We start from the raw sequence: 26,331 nt of genomic DNA on the forward strand, positions 1-26,331 counted from the left end.
CACGCCCGGCCCGCCCGACGGGTCGACGGGCGGGCCGGGCACCGAACTCGCGGTGTTGCAGCGGCTACTGGGGGCGCGTCTAGTTACCCGCGCCCTCGACGGCCTCGACGACCGGCCGGGGTTCTTCGGAGGTGGGCATGGCCCGCCGGTCGAGCAGCGAGTCGAGGATCTCGCCGACCCGTATCGCGGTGTTGGAGAGCAGCGAGGTGGTGATGCCGTGCGTGTGCTCCGTACCGCCCTGGAGGTAGATGCCGCAGCGCAGGGCGGGATCGGTCGAGATCCGGTAGTCGCGCCGCACCCGTACGCGGCCGGCCTCGTCGCGCAGGCAGTGCTCGCCGACCGGGCCGAGGAGGGCGAGCGGATCGGCGGGGCTGTAGCCGGTCGCGAACACCACGACGTCGGCTTCGAGTTCCGACTCCTCGTCGGTGACCAGGGACCTCACGCTGGCGTGGACGCTGTCGGTCTTCTCCACCACCCCGGTGACCCGGGAGACGTTGAGGAAGCGCAGCCGTTCGGTGCCGAGGACCTTCTCCCGGTACATCTGCCGGTAGAGGTCGTCGATCAGGTCGATGTCCACCACGGAGTAGTTGGTGTTGCCGTGGTAGGCCATCAGCCGGTTCTTGACTTCTTCGGGGGCGGCGAAGAAGTCGTCGACCGCGCCGGGGTCGAAGATCCGGTTGGCGAAGCTGCTGTCGTCGGCGGGGCTGTAGCCGTAGCGGGAGAAGACCGCGCAGACCTCGGCGTCGGGGAACCTGCGGTGCAGGTAGGCGACGTTCTCGGCGGCGCTCTGTCCGGCGCCGACGACGACGAACCGGGAGGGCGAGTCGCCTTCCAGCCCTTCGACCTTGCGCAGCAGATCGGAGTTGTGCCAGACACGGTCGCCGCGTTCCACGCCTTCCGGCATGAGGGGGCGCAGGCCGGTCCCGATGACGAGGTTGCGGGCCCGGTGGACCGAGAGCCCCTCGGCGGACCGGACGGTCACGTCCAGGTACTCCACGGTCCCGTCGTGGAGGTACGGCGTGACCGCGACGACTTCGTGTCCGTAGGAGACCATGTCGTCGACCTTGGCCGCGGCCCACTCGAAATAGTCGTGGAACTCCACCCGCAGCGGGAAGAGGTTCTTGTGGTTGATGAAGTCGATCAGCCGGCCCTGGCTCTGCAAGTAGCACAGGAAGCTGAATTCGCTCGCCGGGTTCCGGAGCGTCACCAGGTCCTTGAGGAAGGAGACCTGCATGGTGGCGTCGTCGATGAGCATGCCGCGGTGCCAGCCGAAGCTCGCCTGCCGCTCGAAAAAGTGGGCGGTGACCGAATCCTGCCTGCCGACTTTGTGGTTGTGCTCGCTGAGCGCGATCGCCATGGCCACATTGGACGGGCCGAAGCCGATGCCGATGAGGTCGTGGACCAGTGGTGTGTCGCCAGGAAGACCCTGAGACATGTCACTCCCATCGTCCGGGAAGTCGCCTGTCAGGCGTGAGGGGAAGGGTTCGGGAAGTGGGCACGCCGACGGGGCCGCCCACTGGAACTTAGGGGAGCCTAAGCTTCGCAACCAGCCTTGTCGATAGGGCACATGGGGCGACAACTGACTGACGTTCCGTCAATATTGGCTCAAAATAAGTGGTGTTACCGAGCCATGCGCGACACCTCACGGCCCCCGCCCCGCAGCGGCCCGCGCACCCGGGACCGGCCAGGGCCGGAGTACGGCCGAATCTTGGCGGCGCCCAGCCCCATGACCGCCGACCGGAGGTCCTTACCGTCCTCTGACGTACGCGCGCCGGACCCCGGCCGGCGGGGCGCCGGGCCCTAGCCTGGCGGTCATGCGCGTACTGGTCACCGGCGGAGCCGGGTTCATCGGAGCACATGTCGTCGCCTCCCTCGCCGCGGCCGGGTACGAGAGCGTGGTGCTGGACGCACTGCTGCCCTCGGCCCATCCGGAGGGAGCGCCCTCGGGGCTGCCGGGCGACCGGGTGGTCGTCGGGGACGTCCGGGACCGGGAGGCGGTGGCGGACGCGCTGGCCGGGGTGGACGCCGTATGCCACCAGGCCGCCATGGTCGGCCTCGGCAAGGACTTCGCGGACGCCCCGCTGTACGTGGGGTGCAACGACCTCGGTACGGCGGTGCTGCTGGCGGAGATGGCGTCGGCCGGGGTCCGGGACCTGGTGCTGGCCGGATCCATGGTGGTCTACGGGGAAGGGCGCTACGACTGCCCCCGGCACGGCACGGTCCGCCCCGGTCCGCGCGCGGAGGCCGACCTGCGGGCGGGGCGCTTCGAGCCGCGCTGCCCGGACTGCGGGGCGGAACTGACGCCCGGGCTGGTGGCCGAGGACGCGCCGGCGGATCCGCGCAACGTGTACGCGTCGACCAAGCTGGCCCAGGAGCACCTGGCCGCCGCCTGGGCGCGGGCCACCGGCGGCCGGGCGGTGTCCCTGCGCTACCACAACGTGTACGGGCCGGGCATGCCACGCGACACCCCGTACGCCGGTGTCGCCTCGTTCTTCCGCTCCGCCCTGGCGCGCGGCGAGGCCCCCCGGGTCTACGAGGACGGCGGCCAACGGCGCGACTTCGTCCACGTCCACGATGTGGCGGCGGCGAACGCGACGGCTCTGGAGGCGGTGCGGGAGCGGCGGCCCGCGTCCTTCGCCGCGTACAACACCGGCAGCGGCGAGCCGCACACCATCGGCGAGATGGCCACCGTGCTGGCCGGCGCGCACGGCGGGCCGGATCCGGTGGTGACCGGGGAGTACCGCCTCGGCGACGTACGTCATGTCACGGCGGACTCGCGGGCGCTGCGCGAGGAGCTGGGCTGGCGGCCCCGGGTCTCCTTCGCGGAGGGCATGAGGGACTTCGCGGCGGCCCCGCTGCGCGATGCGCGGGGCCGCCGGGAGAGCCGGGGTCGCCGGGAGGAGGGAGCCGTCACGCTGTCGGGAGCGTGACCGAGAAGCAGCAGCCGCCCCGGACGTTGCGGACCTCGGCCCGTCCGGCGTGGGCCTCGACGATGCCGCGCACGATGGCGAGCCCGAGGCCCGCCCCGGCCGGCGGGGTACGGGCGTGGCTGCCGCGCCATCCCATGTCGAAGACCCTGGGCAGGTCCTCCTCCGGGATGCCGCCGCACCCGTCGGTCACCGACACCACGACTCCTCCGTCCGAGCGGTGCGCGGCGACGGCCACGGTGCCGTCGGGCGGGGTGCGGCGGATGGCGTTGACGAGGAGGTTACCCAGGACCCTGTTCATCTCCTTGCCGTCGACCTCCACCGGCACCTCGTCGATCCGGTCGCCGACCAGCCGCACCCCGTGCTCCCGGGCGAGCGGGTCGGCTCCGGCCAGCGCATCGCCGACCAGTTCGTCGAGGGAGATCCGGGCAGGCGCCAGGGTGAGCGAACCGGCCTGGATCCGGGAGAGTTCGAAGAGGTCGCCGACCATGGAGTTCATCCGCTCCACCTCGGTCCGTATCTGCCGCAGATAGCGCCCGGAGTCGGCCGCCATGCCGTCCTCCAGCGCCTCGGCCATCGCCCGGAGGCCGGCGAGCGGAGTACGCAGATCATGCGAGATCCACGCGACGAGTTCGCGCCGCGAGGTCTCCAGCGCACGTTCCCGCTCCCGCGAGCTGTCCAGTTTCGCGCTGGTGGCGGCCAGTTCACGGGCGAGCGCGGCCAGCTCCGCCGTGGGCTGTCCGGCGGGCACGGCGAAGGTGCCGCCGTCACCGAACGACCGCGCGGCGAGCGTCAGTTCACGGCTCCGCGCGGCCACCCAGCGGCCCAGCAGGATCGCGGTGGCCAGGGAGATGAGAGCGGCCATCGCGACGACGGTCGTGACGACGTAGAGGTCGTGGGGGGAGAGGAACATCGCCCAGCAGACCGTCAGCGTCCCGGCGAGCATCGCCGCGACGGCCACCCCGGCGACGACGCTGAGCGAGACGACCAGCGAACGGTGCCGCAGCAGGCGCAGGACCCCTGCGCCGAGAAGCCCCGCGGCAGCCGCCCCCAGGAAGGCGAAGAGCGCGATGAGCAGGACGTCGGTCACAGCACCCGGCCCCTCTCCCGGCCCTCGTCCGGGCCCGCCCCCGCATCGGTTCGCGGGCCCTCCGCCTCCGGGTCCAGGCGGTAACCCACGCCCCACACGGTGCGGATCAGCCTGGGGCGGGCCGGGTCCTGCTCGACCTTGCCGCGCAGCCTGCGGATATGGACGGTGACCGTGGAGAGGTCGCCGAAGTCCCAGCCCCAGACCTCCCGCATCAGCTCCTCCCTGCCGAACACCTTTCCGGGGTGTCTGAGGAGAAAGGCGAGCAGGTCGAACTCGCGCAGCGTCAGGGCGAGTGGACGCCCGTCACGGTGGGCCCGCCGGGCCACGGGATCGAGGTCCAGCCCGCCGCCGGACAGCGGACCGGCGTCGTCCACCGGTACGACGGCCCGGGCACGGCGCAGCACGGAGTCGACCCGCAGGACCAGTTCGCGCGGGCTGAAGGGCTTGGTGACGTAGTCGTCGGCGCCGGTCTCCAGGCCGAGGATGCGGTCCTCCTCGTCACCGCGGGCGGTGAGCATGATGACGGGGACCGGCCCGTGCTCCCGCATGCGGCGGCAGACCTCGAACCCGTCCATGGCGGGAAGCATGAGGTCCAGGACGACGAGGTCGGGCCGGCACTCCGCGAACCGTCCCAGTGCGGCGGGCCCGTCATCGGCCTGCTCGACGGCGTAGCCGGCGCGGTGCAGATAGCCGACGACGACTTCGGCGACGGTCGGGTCGTCGTCGACGACGAGAACCCGGCCACGCGGCCTCTGGGGGACGGGCGCCGGAGCGTGGGTGGACGGGTTGTTCTCCATGGGCTCCACTGTGGCACCCCGCTCCCGGCGCACCGGGGCCCGGCCGCCCCCCATCCGGTCGATGTCCATGTTTCGTAAGAACCTGATGCCCTGAATGCCGGAGTTGTCTCCGTAGGGTGAGGCGGGTGACTGATTCTTCTGCCTCCCCTCCGTGCCCGCCCGCCCCGCTCACGGGTCTCCCCAAGGCCGACATCGTCCTGCCGTGCCTCGACGAGGCCGCCGCCCTGCCCTGGGTGCTCGATCGCATCCCCGACGGCTGGCGGGCGATCGTGGTCGACAACGGCTCGACCGACGGTTCGGCCGAGCTCGCCCGGTCCCTCGGCGCGAAGGTCGTCACGGAGGACCGGCGGGGGTTCGGCGCGGCCGCTCACGCCGGGCTGCTGGCCGCCGGGGCCGAGTACGTCTGCTTCTGCGACTGCGACGGCTCGCTGGATCCCGCCCTGCTGACCGGCTTCGTGCGGCGGATCGCGGACGGTGAGTGCGATCTGCTGCTCGGCCGCCGCCGTCCCGAGGGCCGGGGCGCCTGGCCGCCGCACGCGCGCGCCGGCAATCTGGCGCTGGCCCGGATGCTGCGCCGCCGCACCGGCCTGCGCCTGCACGACCTCGGGCCGCTGCGGGCGGCCCGCCGCACCGATCTGCTGTCCCTGGACCTCACCGACCGGCGCAGCGGCTACCCGCTCCAGATGGTGGTCCGGGCCTCGGACGCCGGGCTGCGGGTCGCCGAGAGCGACGTCCCCTACCGGCCGCGGACCGGGAAGTCGAAGGTGACCGGCACCTGGCGCGGGACCTGGCACGCGGTGCGCGACATGCGGGGCGTCCTGCGCGAGCCACCGGCGGACGCCGCGCCCGGCCGGGCCGCCCACGCGGGGGCGGGGGCCCTGCGATGAGCACGTACGGGCCGATGCCGACGGGGCCTACGGAGCTGCTGGTCATCGCGAAGGAGCCGGTGGCCGGACGGGTCAAGACCCGGCTCTGCCCGCCCTTCTCCCCCGTCGAGGCCGCCGAACTGGCGACCGCGGCGCTCACGGACACCCTGGAGACCCTGCTCACCCTTCCCGCCCGACGGCGGGTCCTGGTCCTCGACGGGCTGCCGGGCCCCTGGACGTCCCCGGGGTTCGAGGTGGTGCCGCAGAGCGCGGGCGGTCTGGACGAACGTCTCGCGGCGGCCTTCGGCGGGTGTACCGGGCCGGCCCTCCTGGTCGGCATGGACACCCCGCAGCTGACGGCCGGACTGCTCGCCCCCGCTCTCGCCCCGGACGCCTGGGACGGCTGCGGGGCCTGGTTCGGTCCGGCCGAGGACGGCGGATTCTGGGCCCTGGGCCTGGCGGAGCCCGATCCGGCTCTGCTGCGCGGGGTGCCGATGTCCCTCCCGGAGACGGGCGCGGTGCAGCGGCGCAGGCTGGTGGAGGCGGGGCTCGTCGTGCGCGATCTGCCGGTACTGACCGATGTGGACACGGCGGCCGACGCCCATCGGGTCGCGGCGGCCGCGCCGGGCGGCCGGTTCGCCGGCGTGCTGGGCCGACTGACCGGGGCGGGGGCGCGATGAGTACGACCGTGCCCCCGTCCGGGCTCGCGGCGCCGGCCCCCGCCGAATCCGCCGAGACCGGTACGGGTCCGGCCGCGACGCGCACCACTTCCTGGGGCGCCGACCCGTACGCGAACGCCCTGCGCACCGGCCGCGGACCGCTGTTCCTGCGCCGCAGCGACGGCTGGCTGCTGCCTCTGGACGTGGAGCGCTGGTGCTCCGACGCCGGCTCCGCCGACCTGTCCGCGCTGCACCGGTGCGAGGGGCCGGTGCTGGACATCGGCTGCGGGCCGGGTCGGCTGGTCGCCGAGCTGGCCTCGCTCGGGCACCGGGCACTGGGCATCGACGTCAGCGAGACGGCGGTGGCCCGTACGCGCGGTCTCGGTGGCGCGGCCCTGCTCCGAAGCGTCTTCGACCCGCTGCCCGGGGAAGGCCGTTGGGGCACCCTTCTGCTTCTCGACGGCAACATCGGCATCGGCGGGGACCCGGCCGCCCTGCTGGACCGGGCGGCCGATCTCCTCGCCGTCGGCGGGCTGTTGATCGCCGAGACCGCCCCCGTCGATGTGGACGAACGGGTCCGGGTCCGGCTCGACGACGGCCGGGGCGGACCGGAAGCGAGTGCCGCTCCCGCCGCGCGCGAGGCCGCCGGCGAGCCGTTCCCCTGGGCACGGATCGGAACGCCGGCTCTGCTGCGGCACGCCGGCGCGGGCGGCTGGCGTACGGCTGATCAGTGGGGCGCGGAGGGGCGGACGTTCGTGTCGCTGCGCCGGCCCGTCCGGGAGCGGAGCGCCCGGACCAGCAGCCAGAGCGCGGAGAGCGCGAAGAGTACGCCGGAGATCAGCAGCCAGTTGCCGAAGTAGACGTCCGGGGTGGTGCCGGCGGCGGCCTCGTACCGCCGCTCGGTCCGCCGGGCGATCAGCGGGAACCAGATCAGCAGGAGCAGCCCGGAGAGGAACACCGGTACCCGGACGAAGTTCACCAGGGCCGTCCGGGGGCCGAGCGCGGCGCGCAGCGCCCGGTCGGCCCCCGCGTACACCGGGAGCAGTACCAGATCGTGCAGGACGGCCGACCCGGCGAACCAGAGCAGTACACCGACGGTGTCCCCGTCGAGCAGCCGTACGCCCGCGTAGCCGGCCAGACAGAACGTGGCGGCGAGCAGGATCAGGTGGAGCGGGCCCTCGCCGTACAGCCGGCGGGGTGAGAAGCGCCCGCGGCGGGGTCGGGCGGGAGACGGTGGCACGGCTCGGGTGGACATCACAGCTCTCCGAACGTCAGGGTCTCGACCCACTTGGTGTTCAGCACCCCGGGCGCGGCGGGGACGATGATCCGGGCCGGGTAGCCGTGGTCGGCCGACAGCGGGGCGCCGTTCACCTCCAGCGCGAGCAGCGAGCGGCCGTCACGGACCTGGTTGTCACGCAGCGCGGCCTTGCGGAAGGAGCCGCTGCGCTGGAGCGACTCGACGAAGACGCCCGGCGGCCGGTCCGCGAATCCGGCGAGCGCCGCCAGATGGGCGAGCCGCACCCCGCGCCACTGCTGGTCCGAGGTCGACCACCCCTCCACGCAGGCGATCGGGAGCGCCGCGGTGTGCTGTTCCATGGCCAGTAGTTCGGCCCGGGAGAAACGGAACTCCCCGGCCGGCCCCCGTACCGTCAGCCGCCAGTTCTCACCGGTGTCGGCGGGTGTGATCCGTACGGCGGCGGCGGTCTTGTTGACCTGGAAGGCGTTCGGCCCCGGCCCCGGATCGGTGCCGCCGCGCGGGGTGAGGAGCGCGATGCGGCGCAGCGGCCCGTCGAAGCTGCGGCCGGCGGAGGTGATCAGGAGAAGCAGGGAACCGGCCCCCACCATGGCCAGCGCGCCGCGCCGGGACAGGGTGGCGGGCAGCGGGTCGGGGGCGGCGAGGGTGTCCGCCTCGCCGCGCGGCACACCGTTGCGCAGCACTCGAACGGCCTGCGGCGCCTTGAGGGCCGTATGGGTGACGAACCCGGCCAGGAAGACCCAGGCGCCGTAGAAGTGCAGGGGGTAGAAGGACCCGGGGAAGATGTAGTCCAGCTGGATGTTGAGCAGCCCGGTGAGGAACTGGAACAACGCCCCGCCGATGAGCAGTACGAGCGAGATCCGCTCCAGGGCGTGGCCCACGGAGCGGGCGGGCGGCAGGGCGAAGAGCCGGGGGATCACCGACCAGAGTTTCGCGAGCAGGACGGGCACGAGCACGATGCCGACGGTGACGTGCAGGCCCTGGGTGAGCCGGTAGAGCCAGTGCGGTCCCGTCGGCCAGGAGAACAGGTAGAAGCCCAGCAGGCCCTTGTCCGGCGTCTTGTCGTTGACCCGGTTCAGGTCCGGGTTGTAGGCGGCGTACGAGAGCAGACCGGTGACGAACAGCAGGGTGAGCCCCGCGAGCAGCACGACGCCGAGCACGGCGGTGAAGCGCGCCCCGCGGACGGGGCTGCGCCAGAATCCCGGGTTCGCGGGAGTGCGCAGGGTGCTGAGCCTGTCGGGGAGCGAGCGGATACGGCGGCGTTCGGGCATGAGGCCGACGCTAGGCGCGGAACACCGTCCACGGGCGGTTACGACTCCTGACGGAATTCTGACGTCGCGGCCGGACGAGGCGGCGGACGTCACCGTTCGGGAGCAGCGGGGAGGAGCGGATCTGACGGTTCGGTGACGCGGCCCCGCCGGACCGCCCGATCGCCGCACGATGTGCATAACGTGCCAGCGTGAAGACCGAGGACGTCACCCCCACGGACACCGCCGACGGCACCGGACACGGCCCGCCCGCGCCGCCGGACCGCATCGACGAACGCGCCCGGCGCGCCCGGCGGGCGGACCTGATCACCGCCGCCGCGGGCGTGCTGCTGGTCGTCGCCGCCGTGCTCATCGGCCGGGTCATCCAGGACCGGTACCAGACCCTGTTCGCGCAGTGGCCGCCCTTCCTGGCCTCCTGGGACCCCCACCTGGGCCCCGGCACCCCCGCCGCGCTGACCATGGCCGTCCTGGTCGTCGCGTACGGCCCGTCACTCGCCGCCCGGCTGCCCTGGCGCGGGCTCCTCGTGACGGCCTGGGCCGGATCCATGGCCTGGGTCTTCTCGATGGCGCTGATCGACGGCTGGTACCGGGGCGTCGAGCGGAGGCTCACCACCAAGCACGAGTATCTGCAGGTCATCGACCGCTTCGCGGACATCCCCGCCACGCTGCGCGGCTTCACCGACCACATCCTGTTCGACGCGCCCGACAACTGGCCCGCCCATGTGGCCGGGCATCCGCCGGGCGCCACGCTGACCTTCGTCTGGCTGGACCGCGTCGAGCTCGGCGGCGGCGCCTGGGCGGCGGTCTGGTGTGTCGTGGTGGGCAGTTCGGCGGTGCTGGCCGCCCTGATCACCGTCCGGGTACTGGCCGACGAGCGCTTGGCGCGACGTGCCGCGCCCTTCCTCGTCCTCGCCCCGGCCGCCGTCTGGGCGGGCGTCTCCGCCGACGGCTACTTCGCGGCCGTCGCCGCCTGGTCGGTGGCGCTGCTCGCCCTGGCCGCCACCCGCCGGGTCCGCTTCCCGGCCCTGGCGGCGGCCGGCGGGGGTCTGCTGTTCGGGTGGACCTGCTACCTGAGTTACGGGCTGGGGCTGATGGCGGCGGTCCTGCTCGCGGTCCTGGTGCTCGCCCGGACCGCACGCCCGGTGCCGGTGTTCCTGCTCGGCGCGCTGGTGGTGCCGGTGGCCTTCACCCTCGCCGGGTTCAACTGGTGGACCGCCTACCACCTGTTGGTCGAGCGCTACTACCAGGGCGCGGGGGGCGTCCGCCCGTACGGCTACTGGGTGTGGGCCAACCTGGCCTGCGCCACCGTCGCGGCCGGGCTCGCCGCCGTCGCCGGGCTGCGCCGGAGCGCGGTGGCCGCGCCCGGTGCCGTACGGGCCCTGCGGGGCGGATCCGGGGCGGCTTCCCCGGAGGGTCGGCTGGCGTTGCTCGTCCTGGCGGCGCTGGTGGCGCTGCTCGCCGCCGACCTCTCCGGGATGAGCAAGGCGGAGACGGAGCGCATCTGGCTGCCGTTCCTGCTGTGGCTGCTGCCCGCTACGGCGCTGCTGCCCCGCCGGGGCGTGCGGTGGTGGCTGGTCGCCTCGGCGGTTCCGGCCCTGCTCGTCAACCACCTGCTGTGGACGGGGTGGTGAGGTCCGGGACGGGGTGAGCGGCCCTCACTCGGTCATTTGGTGTCCAGGTCCCGGCGGCGGAAGCCCGCCAGTCCCAGCGCGATCAGTCCGGCCGCGACGGCGGTCAGGGCGAGCAGCGGGGTCCAGGCCATGGGGGCGGCCGGGAGCCGGGGCACATGGCCGAAGGGCGACAGGTTCGTCAGCCCGTCCGGGAGCCGGAGGATGGGTCCCAGGTATCCGACGAGGAACGCGTACACGGGCACGATCCAGGCCACCGCCCCCGCTTTCGGGAACCAGCCGAAGAGCAGCACGGCCACACCGACGGTGACCCACAGGGCCGGGGCGTACGCGGCCGCCGCCAGGGTCAGTTCGAGGACCAGGCTCCCGTCGCCCGCCGACGCGGCGCCCGAGACGCCGAAGCCCAGCCCGGCCAGGAGCAGCAGCACCGTGCCGCCGGTCAGGGCGACGGCGATGTGGCTGCCGAGCCAGCCGCTGCGGGAGAGGCCGGTGGCCAGGAGCGGTTCGGCGCGGCCGGCGTTCTCCTCGGCGCGCGGTCGCAGCGCGGCCATCACCACGTAGACGGCGGCGACGACCGCGACGACGACCATCACCATCGACGCGAACGACTCGGCCACGGTGGCGCCGCCGATGTCCTTGAGCGCCTCCTGGAGCTGCTCGATGCTCTTCACCATGTCGGCGGCCTCGCCGAGGATCGAGCCGTACATGACGCCCATCAGGCACAGCCCCGCGGCGAAGCCGAGCAGGGTCGCCCGGTGCAGCCGCAGGGCGAAGCCGAGGGGCCGGGTGAGTGCGTCGGAGGCGGTACGCCGGCCGAGCCGTGCGGGACGCAGGCCCGCGCCGACATCGCGCCGGGTGCTCAGGACGAAGCCGTAGGAGGCGGTCGCGGCGGCGAGGAGGAGGCAGAGGGCGAGCGGCCACCACCGGTCGTCGACGAAGACGTAGGTGCGCTGGATCCAGCCGATCGGGCTGAACCAGGACAAAGCGTCGTTGCCCACGTCGCCGGAGGCCCGCAGCACGTAGGCCACGCCGATCGTCGCGAGCGCCAGGCCCGACGCGCCCCTGGTGTGCGCCGTGATCTGCGCGGTGATCGCGGCGGCACCGGCGAAGACGAGCCCGATCGCGGCGTGTGCGAGGCCGTACAGCAGCGCCCCGCCCGGACCGGTTCCGTCGATGCCCGTCGCGGTGAGGCCCAGGGCCAGCAGCAGGGCGAGGCCGAGGTTGGCCACGACGGCGACGGCCAGGGCGGCGGCGAGGTGGGCGTGGTGCCCGACGACGGTGGAGCGGACGAGTTCGGCGCGGCCGGTCTCCTCCTCGTCCCGAGTGTGCCGGGTGACGGTCAGGACGCTCATCAGGCCGACCAGGACGGCCATGAAGCCGAGCATCTGGTGGCCGAGCATCGCGCCCTCGGTGTAGTCGGAGAGGTAATGGCGGGGGCCGGTCATGGCGAGCGCGGCCGGACTGTCCATGGAGCTGACGGCCGCGGCGCGGTCCTCCGGAGTGGAGTACAGCGTCTTGTACTCGGCCGCCGTGGCAAGGGTGCCGAGAGTGAGAGCGAGCAGCCATACGGACCCGCGGACGCGGTCGCGTCGCAGGTTGAACCGGAGAAGGGTCCCGGTGCCGGTGAAGGCGGCGGGCTGGATCCTGGCGGGCGTGGACCTGCCGGGGGCGTCGAGGGGTGTGGCGACACCGGTCATCGGGCAGCGCCTTCCGAGGTGGCGGAGGAGGCGAGTTCGTCGCCGTAATGACGCAGCATCAGCTCTTCGAGCGTCGGCGGGTGGCTGGTCAGACTGCGGATGCCGAACTCGCCGAGCCTGCGGATCGCCGCGTCGAGGTGGGCTCCGTCCACGGCGAAGTGCACCCTCAGGTCCGTCGCCCTCAGCGCGTGGACACCGGGCAGGGCGTCGAGTCCGGTGACCGGGCGTTCGGTCTCGGCCTCGACGGTCGTCCGCGTGAGGTGGCGCATCTCGCCGAGCGTGCCCGACTGGACGGTGCGGCCCCGGCGGACGATGCTGACGCGGTCGCAGAGCTTTTCGACCTGGGCCAGGATGTGGCTGGAGAGCAGCACGGTCTTCCCCGCCTCTTTCGCCTGGAGGATGACGTCCTGGAAGACGACCTCCATCAAGGGGTCGAGGCCCGCCGTGGGCTCGTCGAGGAGGAGCAGTTCGGCATCGGATGCGAGGGCGGCGACGATGGCGACCTTCTGCCGGTTGCCCTTGGAGTAGGCGCGGCCCTTCTTGAGCGGGTCGAGGTCGAACCGTTCGACGAGGTCGTCGCGCCGCCGCCGGTCGAGGCCGCCGCGCAGCTTCGCCAGCAGGTCGATGGCCTCTCCTCCGGTGAGGCCCGGCCACAGCTCGACGTCCCCGGGGACGTAGGCGAGCCGCCGGTGCAGTTCGACCGCGTCCTTCCACGGGTCCCTGCCGAGGAGCTGGACACCGCCGGAGTCGGCCCGCAGCAGACCCAGCAGGACGCGGATCGTCGTGGACTTCCCCGCCCCGTTGGGTCCGAGGAAGCCGTGGACCTCGCCGGCCTCCACGTCGAGGTCGAGGCCGGTGAGGGCGTGTGTCGGGCCGAACGACTTGTGCAGCCCGGAGATGGTGATGGCCTTCTTCATGTTTCGAAACTACGCTTCTTTCAGAAATGTGTGAAGTTAAGGAAGCGTATGAATCGCTCGTAGACTGGCCGGAGGCACGGGCGGCACACGAGCGCCGGAACCACGGAGACCGAGGTCGGAACATGGATGATCGGCGGACGGACAACCGCACGGACGGCGACGACGAGGCGGCGGCCGTCTCCCGGTTCGTGGAGCGGTTCGCCGCCCAGCTGGTCCAGGCGGGCATGGCCCGCATGCCGGCCCGCGTCTTCGCGGCCCTGCTCTCCTCGGAACAGGGCTCGCTCACCTCGGCCGAGCTGAGCGAGCAGCTGAAGGTCAGCCCGGCAGCCGTGTCGGGAGCCGTCCGCTATCTCGCCCAGGTCAACCTGGTCACCCGCGAGCGGGAGCCGGGGTCCCGGCGCGAGCGCTACCACGTCCGGGGCGACCAGTGGCACAACGCGCTGCTCGAACGGGACGCCTTCCTGAGGAACTGGCAGACCACGATGCAGGAGGGCGTGGAGCAGTTCGGACTCGACACCCCGCAGGGCCGCCGGATCAACGACACCCTGGAGTTCTTCCGGTTCCTGGAGAAGGAGCTCGGCTCGCTGATGCAGCGGTGGGCCGCGCACCGGGCTGAGCACCTCGACGGCTGAGCACCTTGGGGGCGAGGGGCTCCCCGGCGGCCCAAGGCCTTACCCGACGCTCACCGCATCCCCGCCGTGCTGGCGGGCCGTACCGCGCCCGCGCCGAAGCGGGCCCGGGCGCGGTCGGCCGCGGCCTCGATGCGGCGGGCCCGGTCGTCGTCGGGGCCGAAGGTCAACTGCCTGGAGGCGGAGGCGGCGTCGCCGAGTTCGCCCGCGCGCAGGGCGAGCGAGCGGACCCGGGCCCGCTGGAGTCCCAGAGCACCGTGCAGCGCGTGGGCCGTGGCGCGGATCCGGGGGGTGTGCGCGGTGGCCTCGGGCAGGGTGCGGCTGCGGGTGATCGACGCGTGCCCCGTACGGTCGGCGTACTGGACGGTCAGGGTCAGCACCCGGCAGGTCTGCCGCTCGTCGCGGAGGCGGGCACCGAGCTGTTCGGTCAGGTGGGTCAGGGCGGCCTGCCGGCGGGCGGCGTCGGACTCGTCGCGTTCGAAACGGTGTTCGGCATCGACCGTGCGGGGCGGGGCGCCGGCGGTGACGCGGGTGGGGTCGATGCCGGCCGCGCGGTCGCGCAGTTCGCGCCCGGAGGCCGCGCCCAGGATGCGCTGGAGGGTGAGCAGCGGGGTGGCCGCGATCCGGTCGGCGGTGCGCAGTCCGTACGAGGCCAGGGTGCGGGCGGTGGCCGGGCCGACGCCGGGCAGCGCGGCGGCGGGGAGCCCGGCGAGGAACCGGGTGACGGCCTCGGGGTCGTCCGGGACCGTGCGGATGGCGCCGGGTTCCCCCCGGTGGGCGGCGAGCCGGGCGAGCAGCGGGTTGGGGCCGATGCCGACCGTCACGTCGAGGCCGTGGAGCGCGGCCGCGCGCATCCGGATCAGGGCCGCGAGCCCGGCGGCGTCGCGGTCGAAGTAGCGGGTGCTCCCGGACACGTCGGCGAGGGCCGCGTCCGGCGGCAGGGCCTGGGCGACGGGGGTGAACTCGCCGACCATGTCGAGGAGTCGGCGGTATACGGGATCCGGCTGCGGGTCGCCGAAGTGGAGGTAGAGGATCATCCCGGTCACCCCGCGCTTCCGGGGCTCGCGTGGTGGAAGGACCGTCCGTCGAGCGCGTCGAGGGCGGGCAGACCGGCGGAGGCGGGTGTGCCGGGCGGCTGGAGGTCGGCCCAGGGGTGCAGGGCGAAGCCGTTCGGCTGGGTGAGGGTGCGGTGCGGCATGGCCCTGCGCGGGGTGGAGTCGGCGCGGGTGAGCCGGTCGGCGACGGCGGCGGGGCCGCCCTCGCGGTACAGGTCGATCAGCTCGGCCAGGTTCCAGGCGGCCGTGCCGGTGATGCTGAACGCGCGCGGCGGACGGCGGGTGAGGGTGCCGCGTACGAGCAGCAGGCTGCTGTGGAACACCGTATGGGCGCAACGCCCGTGGCTGTCCTCGAAGAACGCCAGGTCGGACAGGCCGGTGGGGTCGTCCAGGGTGGCGAAGATGACGCGCTTGCCGGAGCGGATCGGCGGGGTCTGGGTGGCGACCTTGACGCCGGCGACGAGCACGGTGGAACCGTGCCGGAGGCCCGCCAGATCGGCGGCGGGGGTCGCGCCGATGTCGGCCAGCAGGGAGCGGTGCTCGTCGAGGAGGTGGCGGGAGATGTCCATGCCGAGTACGTCGAGTTCGGCGGCGAGCTGTTCGGACGCGTCCATGGCCGGCAGGCCCGTGACGGCGTCGGCCGTGCTGCCGATGCCGTCGCCCTCCGACTCGGAACAGGTGTCCACCGTGCCTTCCGTGCTCCCCGTGTCCGTCATGGGGAGCTGACCGGCGGTGGATCCGCCCGCGCCGCGCCCGGCACGGTGCAGCTCGGCGACCTTCAGCAGAAGCTCACGGCGGGACCCGAACGCGCTCAACGCACCGACCCGGGCGAGGCGTTCAGCCAGCGGGCGGCTGGGCCGGGCGCGCTGCCAGAAGTCCTCGACCGAGGCGTACGGCTGCCCGGCCACGATGCGTCCGCTCTCGGCCTCGGTGATGCCGCGCACCTGCGCGAGACCGATCCGCACCCCCCACTTACCGGACACCAGTTCGATTATGTGTGCGACCTGGGAGCGGTTGACGTCGGGCAGCAGCAGCGGCACCCCGTGACGCCGGGCGTCCGCGGCCAGGACCCGCTTGTGGTACATCCCCGGGTCGTGCGTGAGCAGCCCGGCGAGCAGAGCCGCCATCCGGTGGGCCTTGAGCCAGCTCGACTGGTAGGCGGGCTGCGCGAAGGCCGCGGCGTGCGCCTTGGCGAAGCCGAAGCTGCCGAAGTTCTCCAGGGTCTTCCACACGTCCCGTACGACCTGGACCGAGTAGCCGCGCCCGCGCGCCCGGTCGGCGAACCAGGCGCGGACCCGGCCCTGCCGCTCGGGGACGGACAGGGCGCGGCGGGCCTCGTCGGCCGTGCCCCGGTCACAGCCCGTCATCGTCGCCATGATCTTGATCACCTGTTCGTGGTAGACCACCTGCCCCTCGGTCTCCGCCAGGATCTTCCGCAGGTCGCTGTGCGCGTAACGGGTCACGCTCCGGCCGTCCCGGGCCTTGATCAGCGGATCCACCATGTTGGCCGCGACCGGTCCCGGCCGGAACAGGCTGATGTCGAGCGCCAGGTCGCCGAACGACCGCGGCCGCAGGTTCCGTACCAGCTCCCGCTGGCCGGGGCTCTCCAGCTGGAAGGTGCCCAGGGTGTCCCCGGAGGAGATCAGGTCGTACGTGGCCGGGTCGTCCGGCGGCACCTGTGCGGGATCGTCCAGGTCGACGGGTTCGCCGGTGACGCGTTCGATCTCGGCGGCCGCGTGGGCGAGCGCCGACTGCATCCGTACGCCGATGACGTCGATCTTCGGGTGCCCGGTGTCCTCGATGTCCTCCTTGTCGAACTGGGACATGGCGATGTTCTCCACGGTGGTCGGCGCCAGCGGAGTACGCCGACCCAGCGCCGCGTCGGAGACGAGCAGCCCGCACGGGTGCATCGCCGCCTCGAACGGCAGCTCGTCGAGCGCCTCCACCAGCTCCCAGAGCCGCCCGTGGTCCTCGGCGGCGACCTCGCGCAGCTCCGGCAGCTCGGCGAGCGCGGCCCGTACATCCTTGGCCCGGATGTGCGGGAACGCCTTGCCCAGCCGGGCCGCCCGGTCCGGGGCCATGCCGCGGGCGCGGGCCACGACCTCGATCGCCCCGCGCGCCCGGTAGGTCTTGTAGACGGCGAGCGTCGCCACCCGGTCGGCCCCGAACCTCTCCCGTACCGCCTGGTAGACCTCCAGGCGGCGGGCGGACTCGACGTCCAAGTCGATGTCGGGCAGGGCCGAGCGGTGCTCGGACAGGAAGCGCTCCATCACCAGGCCGTGCGCCACCGGGTCGACCGGGCTGATCCCCAGCAGATGCGTGACCAGCGAGCCCACGCCCGAGCCGCGCGCGGCCACGCGGACGCCGAGCCGCCGGGCCTGGGCCGCGACCTCGGCGACGGTCAGGAAGTATCCGGCAAAGCCGTGCCCGGCGATGATCCGCAACTCGTCCTCCAGTCGGTCCCAGCGCTTCCCCTCCCGGTGGTAGCCGTGGCCGAGCATGCCCGCCGCGCACCGGTCCGCGAGCGCCCGGTCCGCCGTGTCGGCGCTCGCGCCCACGAGCTCGGGCTCCGGGAGGTTCAGCCGGCCGAGTCCGAACGCGCCGCCCGGATCGACCACGCACGCCTCGGCCGTCTCCTCGGTGGCCGCGAGCAGCCGCCGCGCGTCCCCGCTCCGGCCGCCCGCGGCTTCCGCGATCCGCCCGGCGATCCGCTCCATCTCCCCGCTGTCCTTGAGCCACCGCTGTCCGGTGTCGAGCCGGGACGCGTCACGGGCGTCGATCGGCACCAGGAGGCGGGCGGAGTCCAGGATGTCGGCGACCTCGCCCCGGTCCGGGTCGGTGTAGCGCACGGCGTTGGTGAGCACCGGGGCCACCTGCTGCTCGGTGGCGAAGCCCAGCATGCGTGCGGCCAGCCGCAGCGACCCCGGGCCGGTGCCGGACCGCCCGTGCCAGGACGTCGCGATGCGCAACGACCGGCCGAACCGCTCACGCCAGGGCCCCAGCAGGACCGCGGCCCGGTCCGGCCGCCCCGACGCCAGCGCCTGCCCCACCTCGGAGTCCGCCCCGAGGAGGACGAACAGCTCGTCGTCCGGACAGGACAGGTCCTCCCAGGTGACGCCCTGGTCCGACGCCGCCGTCACCAGCCGGCACAGCTCGGCCCAGCCGCGTTCGGTGCGGGCCAGGAACACCGCGCGCTGCGGTGCCTCGGCGACGAACGCACCGCCCCGGGAAGGAGAGGTCCGCTGCCGTTTCCCCGGACCGGGACCGGGACCGGGCACCGGTACGCCGGGCACCGCCAGATCGACGCCGAACAGCGGCCGGATCCCGGCCTCCGCACACGCCTTGGCGAAGCGCACCGCGCCCGCCAGGGAGTCCCGGTCGGTCAGCGCCAGGGCGTCGAGGCCCCGCTCGGCGGCCCGCTCGGCCAGCGCGGACGGATGGCTGGCCCCGTACCGCAGCGAGTAGCCGCTCGCCGCATGGAGGTGCGTAAACGACATACACACCTCCCGTTACCCATGAACCCCCCTTTACGGATCTCTGCCATCTCATCCGGATTCATCAAGGTTCATCAAGATTCATCGGGATGAGGAAGAAGCACTCTAACCCCATGTTCGCATATTCGTTCGAATCAAGCGCGGAGCGGGAACGCCCACGGGTCGCCGGCCGACCCGAATGGCGTACGCGGTCGGGCAGGCGCAGAGTGAGTGAGGGGACCGCACGGGCCGGGAGGGGGAAAGGCCCGCGGCAATGACTCTCTGTGAGGCAGACATGGCCGACACGAAAACCCTGAACGCAGGCACCACGACCGACCGGGGCTCGGAAGGGTCCCGCGACCGCGGCAGGACGACCATCAGCGACAACGTCGTGGCCGCCATCGCCGGCATCGCGATACGGGAGACCGAGGGCGTCCACTCGACGGGCCGAGCGGCGTCGAAGGCCCTGGGGGCCGTCACCGGGCGCATGCCCGGCTCCGCGAGCTCCTCCGCCGCGGGGCGCGCCGTCAAGGTGGAAGTGGGAGAGAAGCAGGCCGCGATCGACGTCGACGTCAAGGTGGAGTACGGCACACCGATCCACGAACTCGCCGACCGGATCCGGGCCAACGTCACGGACGCCGTGGAGGCGATGACGGGGCTGGAGGTCGTCGAGATCAACATCGTCGTCTTCGACGTCCACATACCCGGTGACGATGACGACGACGATTCCGACGATCAGGGCGGGTCCGGCTCGGGTGGAGGCTCTCCTCGCGTGCGATGAGCACATGCGGTGAGCACATGCGGCGAGGGGCCGTTCACGGTTGACCGAAGGCAGAGGCAGGAGAGAACATGCCCGACAGCCAGGGCGGGCGCCGGGGCCGCCGCGCTCCCGCCCGCCCTCTGCACGGGCGGACCGCCGTCGTCACCGGTGCCGCTCGGGGCATCGGTGAGGCGCTCGCCCACAGCCTCTCCCGTGCCGGGATGCGCGTCGCCCTGCTGGGGCGGGAAAGGGCGGCCCTGGAGAGGGCGGCCGAGTCCCTCCCCGGTCCGAGTATCTGTGTCGAGTGCGACATCACCGACCGCACGGCGCTCGCCGACGCCGCACACCGCGTGGCGGCCGGACTCGGGCCCGCCGACGTGGTGGTGGCCAACGCCGGCATCGCGGTGAGCGGCCCGTTCGACCGTACCTCCGGCGAACTCTGGCAACGCGTCATCGACGTCAACCTCATCGGCTCCGCCAACACGGCCCGCGCCTTTCTGCCCCAACTCACCGCCACCCGCGGATACTTCCTCCAGATCGCCTCGACCGCCGCGTTCGGCGCGGCACCCATGATGAGCGCGTACTGCGCCTCCAAGGCCGGAGCGGAGTCGTTCGCCCTCGCCCTGCGCGGCGAGGCCGAACCGGACGGGGTCCAGGTCGGTATCGCGTATCTGCACTGGACCGGAACCGACATGCTCACCGGCATCGACGACAACCCCGTCCTGGCAGCCCTGCGCCGCAACCAGCCCCGCCCCGCCCGCCGGGTCCACTCCCCCGACCAGGTAGCCCGGTGGCTCACCCGGGGCATCGCCCACCGCACCCCGAACATCTACGCACCGCCCTGGCTCCGCTGGTGCCAGCCTCTGCGCCCCCTGTTCCCCGCGCTCGTCGCACGGGCCACCCGCCGCGAGCTACGGGGCCTTGCCGGCGAGGACACGTCCTCCCCCGCCGAAGTCCTGGGCGTCGGAGGCCGCGCCGACTGGAACGCCTCCCGGGCGTCGCGGCCGGCTGCCCGGCCCGACCGCTGGTCCCAGCCGGACAAGTAGCCCGGACCGCCCCCGACACGAGCCGGGCTTCTAGGATCTGCGGCATGGCAACACGACTCGTGCAGATCAACATGAAGGCCCATGACGACGCCGCGCTCGGCCGGTTCTGGGCGGAGGCGCTCGGCTGGGGTATCGACAGCGAAGGGCCCGGGGTGACCAACCTCGAGCCCGTGGGCTTCAGTTACCCCGACCCCGCGGCCGTCTGCATCGACATCATCGCCCGCCCGGAGCCCAAAACGGTCAAGAACCGTGTGCACCTCGACCTGGCCACCACCTCGACCGCCCATCAGGAGGAGCTGGTCGCACGCCTGAAGAGCCTCGGCGCGACGCCCGTCGACGTGGGGCAGGGCGATGTCCCCTGGACCGTGATGGCCGACCCGGAGGGCAACGAGTTCTGTGTCCTGGAGCCCCGCCCGGTCTACCGGGACACCGGGCCGATCGCCGCCGTGGTGGTCGACTGCACCGATCCACGGGAGATGGCCCGGTTCTGGGGCGAGGCGATGGACTGGACGCTGCACGAGGTCACCGACGACGGTGCGACCATGCGCTCCGCCAAGGGAGTCGGGCCCTACCTGGAGTTCCTCCGTACGCCCGACACCAAGAGCGGGTGGAACCGCGTCCACCTCGACGTCCGCCCCTACCCCGGTGACGACCCGGCCGCAGAGGCGGACCGGCTGCGCTCCCTGGGCGCCACCGACCCCGGTATCGACCGGTCCGCGATCCACTGGACCATCCTGGCCGACCCGGAAGGCAACGAGTTCTGCCTGCTCACGCCTGCCTGACCTCAAGCGCCGGGCGCCGGGCGAGGATGCCGGCCCGGGGCGATGTGGTGGCGCCGGCCTCCTGGTCACTCGGCGAGGCGGTCGTCGATGAGCTTCTTGAACTCGTCGTACGAGGCCGGGTTCTGGATCCTGGTACCGCCGACGACGAAGGTCGGGGTTCCCTGTACGCCGAGGCCCAGGCCGTCGCGCTGGTCGGCCTCGACGCGCTCCGCGGTGGCCGGGGCGGCGAGATCCGTGTCGAACTTCCGCATGTCGAGGCCGAGCTGCTTCGCATAGCCGCGGAAGACGCTCTCCTTGCTCTCCTGCGCCTCGCCCCATTCCTTCTGCGTGGTGAAGAGCTTGCTGTACATCTCCTCGAACCTGCCCTGCCGGGCCGCGGCTTCGGCGACACGGGCGGCGAGCTCGCCGTTGCGGTGGCCGGGCATGGGGAAGTACCGGGCGACGAAGGTGACCCGGTCGCCGTACTCCTCGCGGAGCTTCTCGACGGCCGGGTAGTAGGCGCCGCAGGCTTCGCACTCGAAGTCCAGGAACTCGACGACGGTCAGCTCGCTGCGTTCGGGCTCGCTGAGGCGGTGGCTGGTGTCCCGTACGGGCAGGGCCTGCGCGGCGGGCTGCACGTTCGTGGCGCTGTCGGACGGGGTGTCGGGGCGTAGCAGGAGGTAGGAGCCGAGGCCTGCCGCAAAACAGGCGACCAGGACGGCGGCGATGATCAGGTTCTTGTGAAGCTTCTTCATGAGGGCCTCTTGGGGGGTGCGGGGACCGGCACACGCCGGTCGTCCCCCGCAGGGGTGCGTCTGTCAGGACAAGACAGGACGGCCGACCGGCGCCAGTCGGGAACGGACGGGAAGACCACCCGCACGCGGAGGCGCCCGGCCGAAGCGCAGCCGCACGAGAACGGCTGACTTCAGCAACGTCCCGGCCGCCGTCCGGAGCCTGCGCCGCGGGCCGTTGCCACGCACGACGAGCAGTGGCCGGACGAAGGCCGGCAGGCGCAGCACCATGTCCAGCAACGGCCCGCTGCGCCACAGCATCTGCTCGGTCAGCCCGAGCACCCGGACGGCCACCACCAGGGCGATCACATGGCCGGAGAGCAGCACTCCCTCGGGCAGTCGCAGGGTCGCGCCGTGCTCCACCCACACCGGAAGACCCGGGGTGGCGTCGGCTCCACCTGCTGCCCGGCACATCCCGGGCAGGGCGTACGTGGCATGGTGGGCGACCTGTGCCGCGACCAGCACCCCGAGCAGCTGCCCGTCGGTGAGCCTGCGCCGGGTCAGGAACAATGCTCCTGGCACGGCCACGAGCCCCACCATCGCCACGGCGACCCACTGTGGCGCGTGCCCCAGGGTCAGCGCGTGTCCGGCCATCGGCAGCAGGACGCACAGCACGGCGAGCACCGCAGCCCGCACACCGCGCAGCACGCCGGAGGCCGGCGAGGTGGTACGGGGCAACGGCAGCGGTCGCATGGGCGGGTTTCCGAACGTCACGATGAGAGAGGCGGCTCTGGTGGGGAAAAGATTACTCATGGCAGTGCGCCTGCCTGTCTTTCGGGTGTCCGTGTGACCGAATGCCCCGTGCGTACCAGGAAGCGTCTACTGATCGGACGGGACGGGACCGGTGAAAGAGACCGGCTTTCCGGTGGCGCGGGCGTATGCGATCTCCCTGCGCGTGGACTCGCCGATGTACCCGCCGGGGTTGACGACCAGAACCCGGTCAGCCAGGTCGATCTTGCGCAGGTGGAGGGCGCCCAGCGCGGCCTTCTGCTCATCGGTGATCAACTCGTCGGCTTCGCCCGGCGCGACGACGATGACGCCCGCGAAGGTCAGATCACGGTTCGCCCTACGCATCTGGTGCACGAATCGGGTCGAGCCGCAGATGCAGACGATCTCAGAGCGTTCGGGCACGGCTCAGTCCTTCGGTCGAACGGGAAATCGTCTGTGTGCATGCTGATGCCAGCATCACGGAAAGGTACGAAAACACACGTGGCTCACCAAGGAACCGCCTCGGCCTGCGCCGGAAACGGCGCGCTTCTCAGCATCGTCCGGCGTCGAGCAGCTGAGGCCTCGGCGGCTCGCTCGGGACTGACTACCAGATGCCGTCGATGACCTCTTCGAAGGCCGGATTCCACGGTGACTCTTCGTCGGCAAAGGGAAGGGGATCGAACTCTGTGATCTCACCACGCAGAGCGTCCACACGTTCGCCGACTCCCTCTCTGCCACGCTCGAGATCCTGGAGCAGTGCCTCGAACTTGGTCAGCGCGTACACCAGAGACTCCACGTCCCGGTGCATCGGGCTGTAGTTGATTTCCCCCTCGCCCTCGGCGATGGCGTACACGGCCCCCTCGTCCGGGTCGAGCGCGAGCGTGGTTTCGACGAAGAGGCCGAGCACAAGCCAGCGCCGGCAGGCGGGCGGTACGGCACCCCGGCTGCCGTACCAGCTGACGAGGTCGACGACGTCGTCCGTTCGCAGGCTCGCCTTCGACATGAACCATGCGGTGTCAGGGAGACCGACGGCGCTCAGGAGGCGCGCCGTCCGGTCGTTCAGCCGGTTGTGCGGCGCGTCGTGGCGGGGGAAGTGGACGACGCCCGACAGGCCGAACACGGAGCGCACCTCGTCGGCGGTGATGACGAACTTCATGCCGGGGCCTTGGCGTTTCGTGAGGGTGGCTGGGCTCGATTCCAGAGCTCGCACACGACCACCTCAGTGGGCGGGACTGCTGGTGCTGGTCGGCGGAGCCTGCTGATAGAGCGCCACCAGCACACCGTGAAGGGGCTGCTCCTCCGTATCTTCCTCGGCCTCGTCGACCAGTCGGGCGAGGTTCTCGCCGAGTTCCCTTGCCTTCGCGGGGCTGAGACACAGATGGCGCAGTGTCAGGTGGGTCTCGGCGGGAGAGCGGTCCAGCTCCTGGGCGACCGCGGCGAGCATCGCGGCGGTGCCCTCTGCCCGGGGTTCGGCGACGACCATGTGACGGGCCGTGCGCTGGTAGTACTGCTCGGTGCCGCCGCGGACCTGGCGGGTCTCGGCGAGGTGGATCAGTCCGGCATCGCGGAGCACCTTGAGGTGGTGGGCCACGTTGCCCTTCTTCGCATCGAGCTGCGCCGCAAGCTGGCTGGTGGTGGCAGGCCGGTGGCCCAGGGCAAAGAGCAACCGCTGACGCAACGGGTGGGAGAGCGCAGCGAACTGCTCGAGCGCACCGATCTCCAGGACGTCCTGGGGAGGCGGCGAGTAGGGAGGCTGATCACGCATACCGAAAGTGTCTAAATTCGTTGACGCTTTTGCAAGGGCAGTGCTCTACTCCCTGCCATGACGCCTCCGACGAAGCTTGCGCCGACCTCCGTCATCGACGAGACAGCCCGGCTGCTGACCGAGCACTATGTGTTCCCCGAGATAGCCGAGCAGGTCGTCGGCCTGCTGCAACGCCGCCTGTCCGAAGGGGCCTACGAGGTCGACGATGCCGAGGAGCTCGCCCGCCTGGTCACCACGGACCTGCAGTCCGTCAACGACGACCGACATCTGCGACTGAAGCACCACTCCGACCCCGTCTCCCCGAAGCGGGGGGAGGCCACCCGGGACGCCATGCGCCGGGACTTCGACACCTCGCTGGGCGGTGCGCCCCGGGTGCAGTTGCTGGACGGAGGGGTGGCCGTGGTGGAGCTGGCACCCATGCTGTTTCCGCTGGAGTGGGCCGCCGAACCGCTGAGCGCCGCGTTCACCCTGGCTTCCCGCGCCCGAGCGCTGATCGTGGACCTTCGCGCCAACCGGGGCGGCGACCCGGACACGGTCGCCTTCGTCTGCAGCTACCTGCTCGACGAGCGCACCCACCTCAACACCATGTACTGGCGCGGCAGCGAGCGGACCAAGCAGTCCTGGAGCCTGCCACACGTTCCCGGAGCGCGCTTCGGCGGCAGCAAGCCGCTGTACGTGCTGTCCAGCAGCAGCACCTTCTCCGCCGCTGAGGAGTTGGCGTACGACCTCCAGCAGCTCGGCCGCGCCACAGTCGTCGGCGAGCCCACCCGCGGCGGCGCGCACCCGTGCAACGGCTGGACCCTGCACCCCCACCTGGAAGCCACTGTCCCCGTCGGCCGCGCCGTCAACCCCGTCTCCAGCACGAACTGGGAGGGCACCGGTGTGCAGCCGGACGTCCCTTGCGCTGCTGCTGACTCCTTGGACCGCGCTCACGCACTTGCCCTCGCGCGACTGGCTCCGGAGCAGCCGAGCATCGCAACAGCACCGGCGGGCTCATGATCCGGGCCGCCCGGAGTGGCGGGACCGGCTGGGCGACCCGTTCCGACATCCGGGTCCGGGATCTTCGCAGCCCGCCTTTGCGGTGGCATCGCACACGCCACGTTGGCATCATCACGGTGGAGCACCCCGTAGCCACCCGCTGAGGTCCGCACTTCGCCACCCCCCTCCCCACCTGGAAAAACGCAGGTCACGAAGTTCTCTGCCACGCACACCAGGAGACCGGCATGAAGATGCTCATCAACGTTCCCGAGACCGTGGTCGCCGATGCTCTGCGGGGCATCGCTGCCGCGCATCCCGAGCTCACCGTCGATGTGGAGAACCGGATCGTCGCCCGGCGGGACGCGCCCGTGGCGGGGAAGGTGGGGCTCGTCTCCGGGGGTGGTTCCGGGCACGAGCCGCTGCATGCCGGGTTCGTCGGGCCCGGGATGCTGTCGGCCGCCTGTCCCGGGGAGGTGTTCACCTCCCCCGTGCCGGACCAGATGGTGCGGGCGGCCGCGGCCGTCGACAGTGGGGCGGGGGTGCTGTTCGTCGTCAAGAACTACACGGGTGACGTGCTGAACTTCGAGATGGCCGCCGAGCTCGCCGAGGACGAGGGGGTCCAGGTCGCCCAGGTGGTGGTGGACGACGACGTGGCCGTGAGCGACAGTACGTTCACCGCCGGGCGGCGCGGTACGGGAGCGACGCTGTTCGTCGAGAAGATCGCCGGAGCGCTGGCGGACGAGGGCGCGCCGCTGGACCGAGTGGCGGCGGTCGCGCGGCAGGTGAACGGGGCCTCGCGCAGCTTCGGGGTGGCGCTCGGCGCCGTCACCACCCCGGCGAAGGGCAGCCCCACCTTCGACCTGCCTTCCGGCGAGCTGGAGTTGGGCATCGGCATCCATGGGGAGCCGGGGCGTGAACGACGCCCGATGATGACGTCCGGGGAGATCGCCGACTTCGCCGTGAACGCGATCCTGGAGGACCTGCGGCCCACCGGTCCGGTGCTGGCGCTGGTGAACGGCATGGGGGCGACACCGCTGCTGGAGCTGTACGGATTCAATGCCGAGGTCCACCGGGTCCTGTCCGAGCGGGGCGTTCCGGTGGCTCGTACGCTCGTGGGGAACTACGTGACGTCGCTCGACATGGCAGGCTGCTCGGTGACGCTGTGCCAGGTCGACGAGGAGCTGCTGCGGCTGTGGGACGCGCCCGTACGGACGGCCGCGCTCCGCTGGGGCCGCTGAACCGTCGACGGGGCCCGTGACCG

The 26,331-nt window shown here is 72.3% G+C and carries 24 protein-coding genes; 11 read left to right on the forward strand and 13 right to left on the reverse strand.

Annotation, left to right across the window (positions count from 1 at the left end):
• Window positions 1–79 precede the first annotated feature (79 nt).
• Window positions 80–1,435 carry a lysine N(6)-hydroxylase/L-ornithine N(5)-oxygenase family protein gene (locus IE140_RS28915; RefSeq protein WP_150193212.1) on the reverse strand — a complete coding sequence of 452 codons (1,356 nt, stop codon included), beginning with the start codon at window positions 1,433–1,435 and terminating at the stop codon, window positions 80–82.
• A 379-nt stretch (window positions 1,436–1,814) separates the two neighbouring features.
• Here IE140_RS28915 and IE140_RS28920 point away from each other — a divergent pair, with 379 nt between their 5' ends.
• The gene (locus IE140_RS28920) at window positions 1,815–2,930 is read left to right on the forward strand and encodes an NAD-dependent epimerase/dehydratase family protein (protein WP_150193211.1); all 1,116 of its coding nucleotides are present in this window, start codon (window positions 1,815–1,817) and stop codon (window positions 2,928–2,930) included.
• On the opposite strand, the gene IE140_RS28925 is transcribed toward IE140_RS28920, so the two are convergent.
• Together IE140_RS28925 and IE140_RS28930 are read right to left on the reverse strand one after the other, a co-directional pair.
• Window positions 2,911–4,017, reverse strand: a complete 1,107-nt coding sequence (locus tag IE140_RS28925; protein WP_150193210.1) for a sensor histidine kinase — start codon at window positions 4,015–4,017, stop codon at window positions 2,911–2,913. The genes IE140_RS28920 and IE140_RS28925 overlap by 20 nt on opposite strands.
• Entirely contained in the window at window positions 4,014–4,814 is an 801-nt protein-coding gene (locus IE140_RS28930; protein ID WP_229826936.1) for a response regulator transcription factor, read from the reverse strand. The genes IE140_RS28925 and IE140_RS28930 overlap by 4 nt, the downstream gene beginning before the upstream one ends.
• Before the next feature lie 125 nt (window positions 4,815–4,939).
• Between IE140_RS28930 and IE140_RS28935 the strand changes: the two genes are divergently transcribed.
• Genes IE140_RS28935 through IE140_RS28945 form a run of 3 tightly spaced genes read left to right on the forward strand, consistent with a single transcriptional unit; the run spans window position 4,940 to window position 7,199 of the window.
• The gene (locus tag IE140_RS28935) at window positions 4,940–5,701 is read left to right on the forward strand and encodes a glycosyltransferase family 2 protein (protein WP_150193209.1); all 762 of its coding nucleotides are present in this window, start codon (window positions 4,940–4,942) and stop codon (window positions 5,699–5,701) included.
• Window positions 5,702–5,715: 14 nt separating this feature from the next.
• Window positions 5,716–6,360 (forward strand): TIGR04282 family arsenosugar biosynthesis glycosyltransferase, encoded by a 645-nt coding sequence (locus IE140_RS28940; protein WP_167533422.1) that lies wholly within the window; start codon window positions 5,716–5,718, stop codon window positions 6,358–6,360.
• A complete protein-coding gene (locus tag IE140_RS28945; protein WP_150193207.1) occupies window positions 6,357–7,199 on the forward strand; it encodes a class I SAM-dependent methyltransferase in 843 nt (280 codons plus the stop codon). The genes IE140_RS28940 and IE140_RS28945 overlap by 4 nt, the downstream gene beginning before the upstream one ends.
• A gap of 394 nt (window positions 7,200–7,593) precedes the next feature.
• Here the strand turns inward: IE140_RS28945 and IE140_RS28950 are convergent, their stop codons facing one another.
• Complete coding sequence (locus IE140_RS28950) at window positions 7,594–8,865, reverse strand: molybdopterin-dependent oxidoreductase (RefSeq protein ID WP_150193206.1); 1,272 nt, start codon at window positions 8,863–8,865, stop codon at window positions 7,594–7,596.
• Between the two features lie 188 nt (window positions 8,866–9,053).
• On the opposite strand from IE140_RS28950, the gene IE140_RS28955 reads away from it, so the two are divergent.
• On the forward strand, window positions 9,054–10,493 hold the full coding sequence (locus tag IE140_RS28955) for a hypothetical protein (RefSeq protein ID WP_150193205.1): 1,440 nt from the start codon (window positions 9,054–9,056) through the stop codon (window positions 10,491–10,493).
• A 32-nt stretch (window positions 10,494–10,525) separates the two neighbouring features.
• On the opposite strand, the gene IE140_RS28960 is transcribed toward IE140_RS28955, so the two are convergent.
• Both IE140_RS28960 and IE140_RS28965 read right to left on the reverse strand, forming a co-directional pair.
• Window positions 10,526–12,187, reverse strand: a complete 1,662-nt coding sequence (locus IE140_RS28960) for an ABC transporter permease (protein ID WP_150193204.1) — start codon at window positions 12,185–12,187, stop codon at window positions 10,526–10,528.
• Window positions 12,184–13,104 carry an ABC transporter ATP-binding protein gene (locus IE140_RS28965; protein WP_093445464.1) on the reverse strand — a complete coding sequence of 307 codons (921 nt, stop codon included), beginning with the start codon at window positions 13,102–13,104 and terminating at the stop codon, window positions 12,184–12,186. Before IE140_RS28965 ends, IE140_RS28960 begins: the two co-directional genes overlap by 4 nt.
• A gap of 122 nt (window positions 13,105–13,226) precedes the next feature.
• Between IE140_RS28965 and IE140_RS28970 the strand changes: the two genes are divergently transcribed.
• Window positions 13,227–13,736 carry a GbsR/MarR family transcriptional regulator gene (locus tag IE140_RS28970; RefSeq protein WP_150193203.1) on the forward strand — a complete coding sequence of 170 codons (510 nt, stop codon included), beginning with the start codon at window positions 13,227–13,229 and terminating at the stop codon, window positions 13,734–13,736.
• Between the two features lie 50 nt (window positions 13,737–13,786).
• Here the strand turns inward: IE140_RS28970 and IE140_RS28975 are convergent, their stop codons facing one another.
• Window positions 13,787–14,770, reverse strand: a complete 984-nt coding sequence (locus tag IE140_RS28975) for a DNA polymerase Y family protein (protein WP_150193228.1) — start codon at window positions 14,768–14,770, stop codon at window positions 13,787–13,789.
• A 5-nt stretch (window positions 14,771–14,775) separates the two neighbouring features.
• Window positions 14,776–18,285 (reverse strand): DNA polymerase III subunit alpha, encoded by a 3,510-nt coding sequence (locus IE140_RS28980; protein WP_150193202.1) that lies wholly within the window; start codon window positions 18,283–18,285, stop codon window positions 14,776–14,778.
• Window positions 18,286–18,556: 271 nt separating this feature from the next.
• Here IE140_RS28980 and IE140_RS28985 point away from each other — a divergent pair, with 271 nt between their 5' ends.
• The 3 genes from IE140_RS28985 to IE140_RS28995 all read left to right on the forward strand — a co-directional run bounded on the left by IE140_RS28985 (window position 18,557) and on the right by IE140_RS28995 (window position 20,849).
• Window positions 18,557–19,042, forward strand: a complete 486-nt coding sequence (locus IE140_RS28985; RefSeq protein WP_150193201.1) for an Asp23/Gls24 family envelope stress response protein — start codon at window positions 18,557–18,559, stop codon at window positions 19,040–19,042.
• 68 nt (window positions 19,043–19,110) lie between these two features.
• Window positions 19,111–20,067, forward strand: coding sequence for an SDR family oxidoreductase (locus IE140_RS28990; RefSeq protein WP_150193200.1), 957 nt, complete (start codon window positions 19,111–19,113; stop codon window positions 20,065–20,067).
• Between the two features lie 44 nt (window positions 20,068–20,111).
• Window positions 20,112–20,849 (forward strand): VOC family protein, encoded by a 738-nt coding sequence (locus tag IE140_RS28995; protein ID WP_100560821.1) that lies wholly within the window; start codon window positions 20,112–20,114, stop codon window positions 20,847–20,849.
• 65 nt (window positions 20,850–20,914) lie between these two features.
• On the opposite strand, the gene IE140_RS29000 is transcribed toward IE140_RS28995, so the two are convergent.
• The 5 genes from IE140_RS29000 to IE140_RS29020 all read right to left on the reverse strand — a co-directional run bounded on the left by IE140_RS29000 (window position 20,915) and on the right by IE140_RS29020 (window position 24,092).
• Window positions 20,915–21,583, reverse strand: coding sequence for a DsbA family protein (locus IE140_RS29000; protein WP_150193199.1), 669 nt, complete (start codon window positions 21,581–21,583; stop codon window positions 20,915–20,917).
• A gap of 63 nt (window positions 21,584–21,646) precedes the next feature.
• Window positions 21,647–22,372, reverse strand: coding sequence for a hypothetical protein (locus IE140_RS29005; protein WP_229826937.1), 726 nt, complete (start codon window positions 22,370–22,372; stop codon window positions 21,647–21,649).
• Between the two features lie 66 nt (window positions 22,373–22,438).
• Window positions 22,439–22,750, reverse strand: a complete 312-nt coding sequence (locus tag IE140_RS29010; RefSeq protein ID WP_150193198.1) for a hypothetical protein — start codon at window positions 22,748–22,750, stop codon at window positions 22,439–22,441.
• 181 nt (window positions 22,751–22,931) lie between these two features.
• Window positions 22,932–23,483, reverse strand: a complete 552-nt coding sequence (locus IE140_RS29015; protein ID WP_150193197.1) for an SUKH-4 family immunity protein — start codon at window positions 23,481–23,483, stop codon at window positions 22,932–22,934.
• Window positions 23,484–23,546: 63 nt separating this feature from the next.
• Complete coding sequence (locus tag IE140_RS29020) at window positions 23,547–24,092, reverse strand: ArsR/SmtB family transcription factor (protein ID WP_150193196.1); 546 nt, start codon at window positions 24,090–24,092, stop codon at window positions 23,547–23,549.
• Window positions 24,093–24,149: 57 nt separating this feature from the next.
• Here IE140_RS29020 and IE140_RS29025 point away from each other — a divergent pair, with 57 nt between their 5' ends.
• Window positions 24,150–25,091 carry a S41 family peptidase gene (locus IE140_RS29025; protein WP_150193195.1) on the forward strand — a complete coding sequence of 314 codons (942 nt, stop codon included), beginning with the start codon at window positions 24,150–24,152 and terminating at the stop codon, window positions 25,089–25,091.
• A 224-nt stretch (window positions 25,092–25,315) separates the two neighbouring features.
• A complete protein-coding gene (dhaK, locus tag IE140_RS29030) occupies window positions 25,316–26,308 on the forward strand; it encodes a dihydroxyacetone kinase subunit DhaK (protein ID WP_093445499.1) in 993 nt (330 codons plus the stop codon).
• Window positions 26,309–26,331: the final 23 nt, after the last annotated feature.

The sequence above is a fragment of the Streptomyces parvus genome (genome assembly GCF_014648875.1).
GTDB lineage: Bacteria > Actinomycetota > Actinomycetes > Streptomycetales > Streptomycetaceae > Streptomyces > Streptomyces parvus.

What these genes read in the sequence shown, in the direction of transcription:
- IE140_RS28915 (WP_150193212.1), bottom strand. Translation starts at nt 1,435, where the DNA reads ATGTCTCAGGGTCTTCCTGGCGACACACCACTGGTCCACGACCTCATC.
- IE140_RS28920 (WP_150193211.1), top strand. Translation starts at nt 1,815, where the DNA reads ATGCGCGTACTGGTCACCGGCGGAGCCGGGTTCATCGGAGCACATGTC.
- IE140_RS28930 (WP_229826936.1), bottom strand. Translation starts at nt 4,814, where the DNA reads ATGGAGAACAACCCGTCCACCCACGCTCCGGCGCCCGTCCCCCAGAGG.
- IE140_RS28940 (WP_167533422.1), top strand. Translation starts at nt 5,716, where the DNA reads ATGCCGACGGGGCCTACGGAGCTGCTGGTCATCGCGAAGGAGCCGGTG.
- IE140_RS28945 (WP_150193207.1), top strand. Translation starts at nt 6,357, where the DNA reads ATGAGTACGACCGTGCCCCCGTCCGGGCTCGCGGCGCCGGCCCCCGCC.
- IE140_RS28950 (WP_150193206.1), bottom strand. Translation starts at nt 8,865, where the DNA reads ATGCCCGAACGCCGCCGTATCCGCTCGCTCCCCGACAGGCTCAGCACC.
- IE140_RS28960 (WP_150193204.1), bottom strand. Translation starts at nt 12,187, where the DNA reads ATGACCGGTGTCGCCACACCCCTCGACGCCCCCGGCAGGTCCACGCCC.
- IE140_RS28965 (WP_093445464.1), bottom strand. Translation starts at nt 13,104, where the DNA reads ATGAAGAAGGCCATCACCATCTCCGGGCTGCACAAGTCGTTCGGCCCG.
- IE140_RS28970 (WP_150193203.1), top strand. Translation starts at nt 13,227, where the DNA reads ATGGATGATCGGCGGACGGACAACCGCACGGACGGCGACGACGAGGCG.
- IE140_RS28975 (WP_150193228.1), bottom strand. Translation starts at nt 14,770, where the DNA reads ATGATCCTCTACCTCCACTTCGGCGACCCGCAGCCGGATCCCGTATAC.
- IE140_RS28980 (WP_150193202.1), bottom strand. Translation starts at nt 18,285, where the DNA reads ATGTCGTTTACGCACCTCCATGCGGCGAGCGGCTACTCGCTGCGGTAC.
- IE140_RS28985 (WP_150193201.1), top strand. Translation starts at nt 18,557, where the DNA reads ATGGCCGACACGAAAACCCTGAACGCAGGCACCACGACCGACCGGGGC.
- IE140_RS28990 (WP_150193200.1), top strand. Translation starts at nt 19,111, where the DNA reads ATGCCCGACAGCCAGGGCGGGCGCCGGGGCCGCCGCGCTCCCGCCCGC.
- IE140_RS28995 (WP_100560821.1), top strand. Translation starts at nt 20,112, where the DNA reads ATGGCAACACGACTCGTGCAGATCAACATGAAGGCCCATGACGACGCC.
- IE140_RS29000 (WP_150193199.1), bottom strand. Translation starts at nt 21,583, where the DNA reads ATGAAGAAGCTTCACAAGAACCTGATCATCGCCGCCGTCCTGGTCGCC.
- IE140_RS29005 (WP_229826937.1), bottom strand. Translation starts at nt 22,372, where the DNA reads ATGAGTAATCTTTTCCCCACCAGAGCCGCCTCTCTCATCGTGACGTTC.
- IE140_RS29015 (WP_150193197.1), bottom strand. Translation starts at nt 23,483, where the DNA reads ATGAAGTTCGTCATCACCGCCGACGAGGTGCGCTCCGTGTTCGGCCTG.
- IE140_RS29020 (WP_150193196.1), bottom strand. Translation starts at nt 24,092, where the DNA reads ATGCGTGATCAGCCTCCCTACTCGCCGCCTCCCCAGGACGTCCTGGAG.
- IE140_RS29025 (WP_150193195.1), top strand. Translation starts at nt 24,150, where the DNA reads ATGACGCCTCCGACGAAGCTTGCGCCGACCTCCGTCATCGACGAGACA.
- dhaK (WP_093445499.1), top strand. Translation starts at nt 25,316, where the DNA reads ATGAAGATGCTCATCAACGTTCCCGAGACCGTGGTCGCCGATGCTCTG.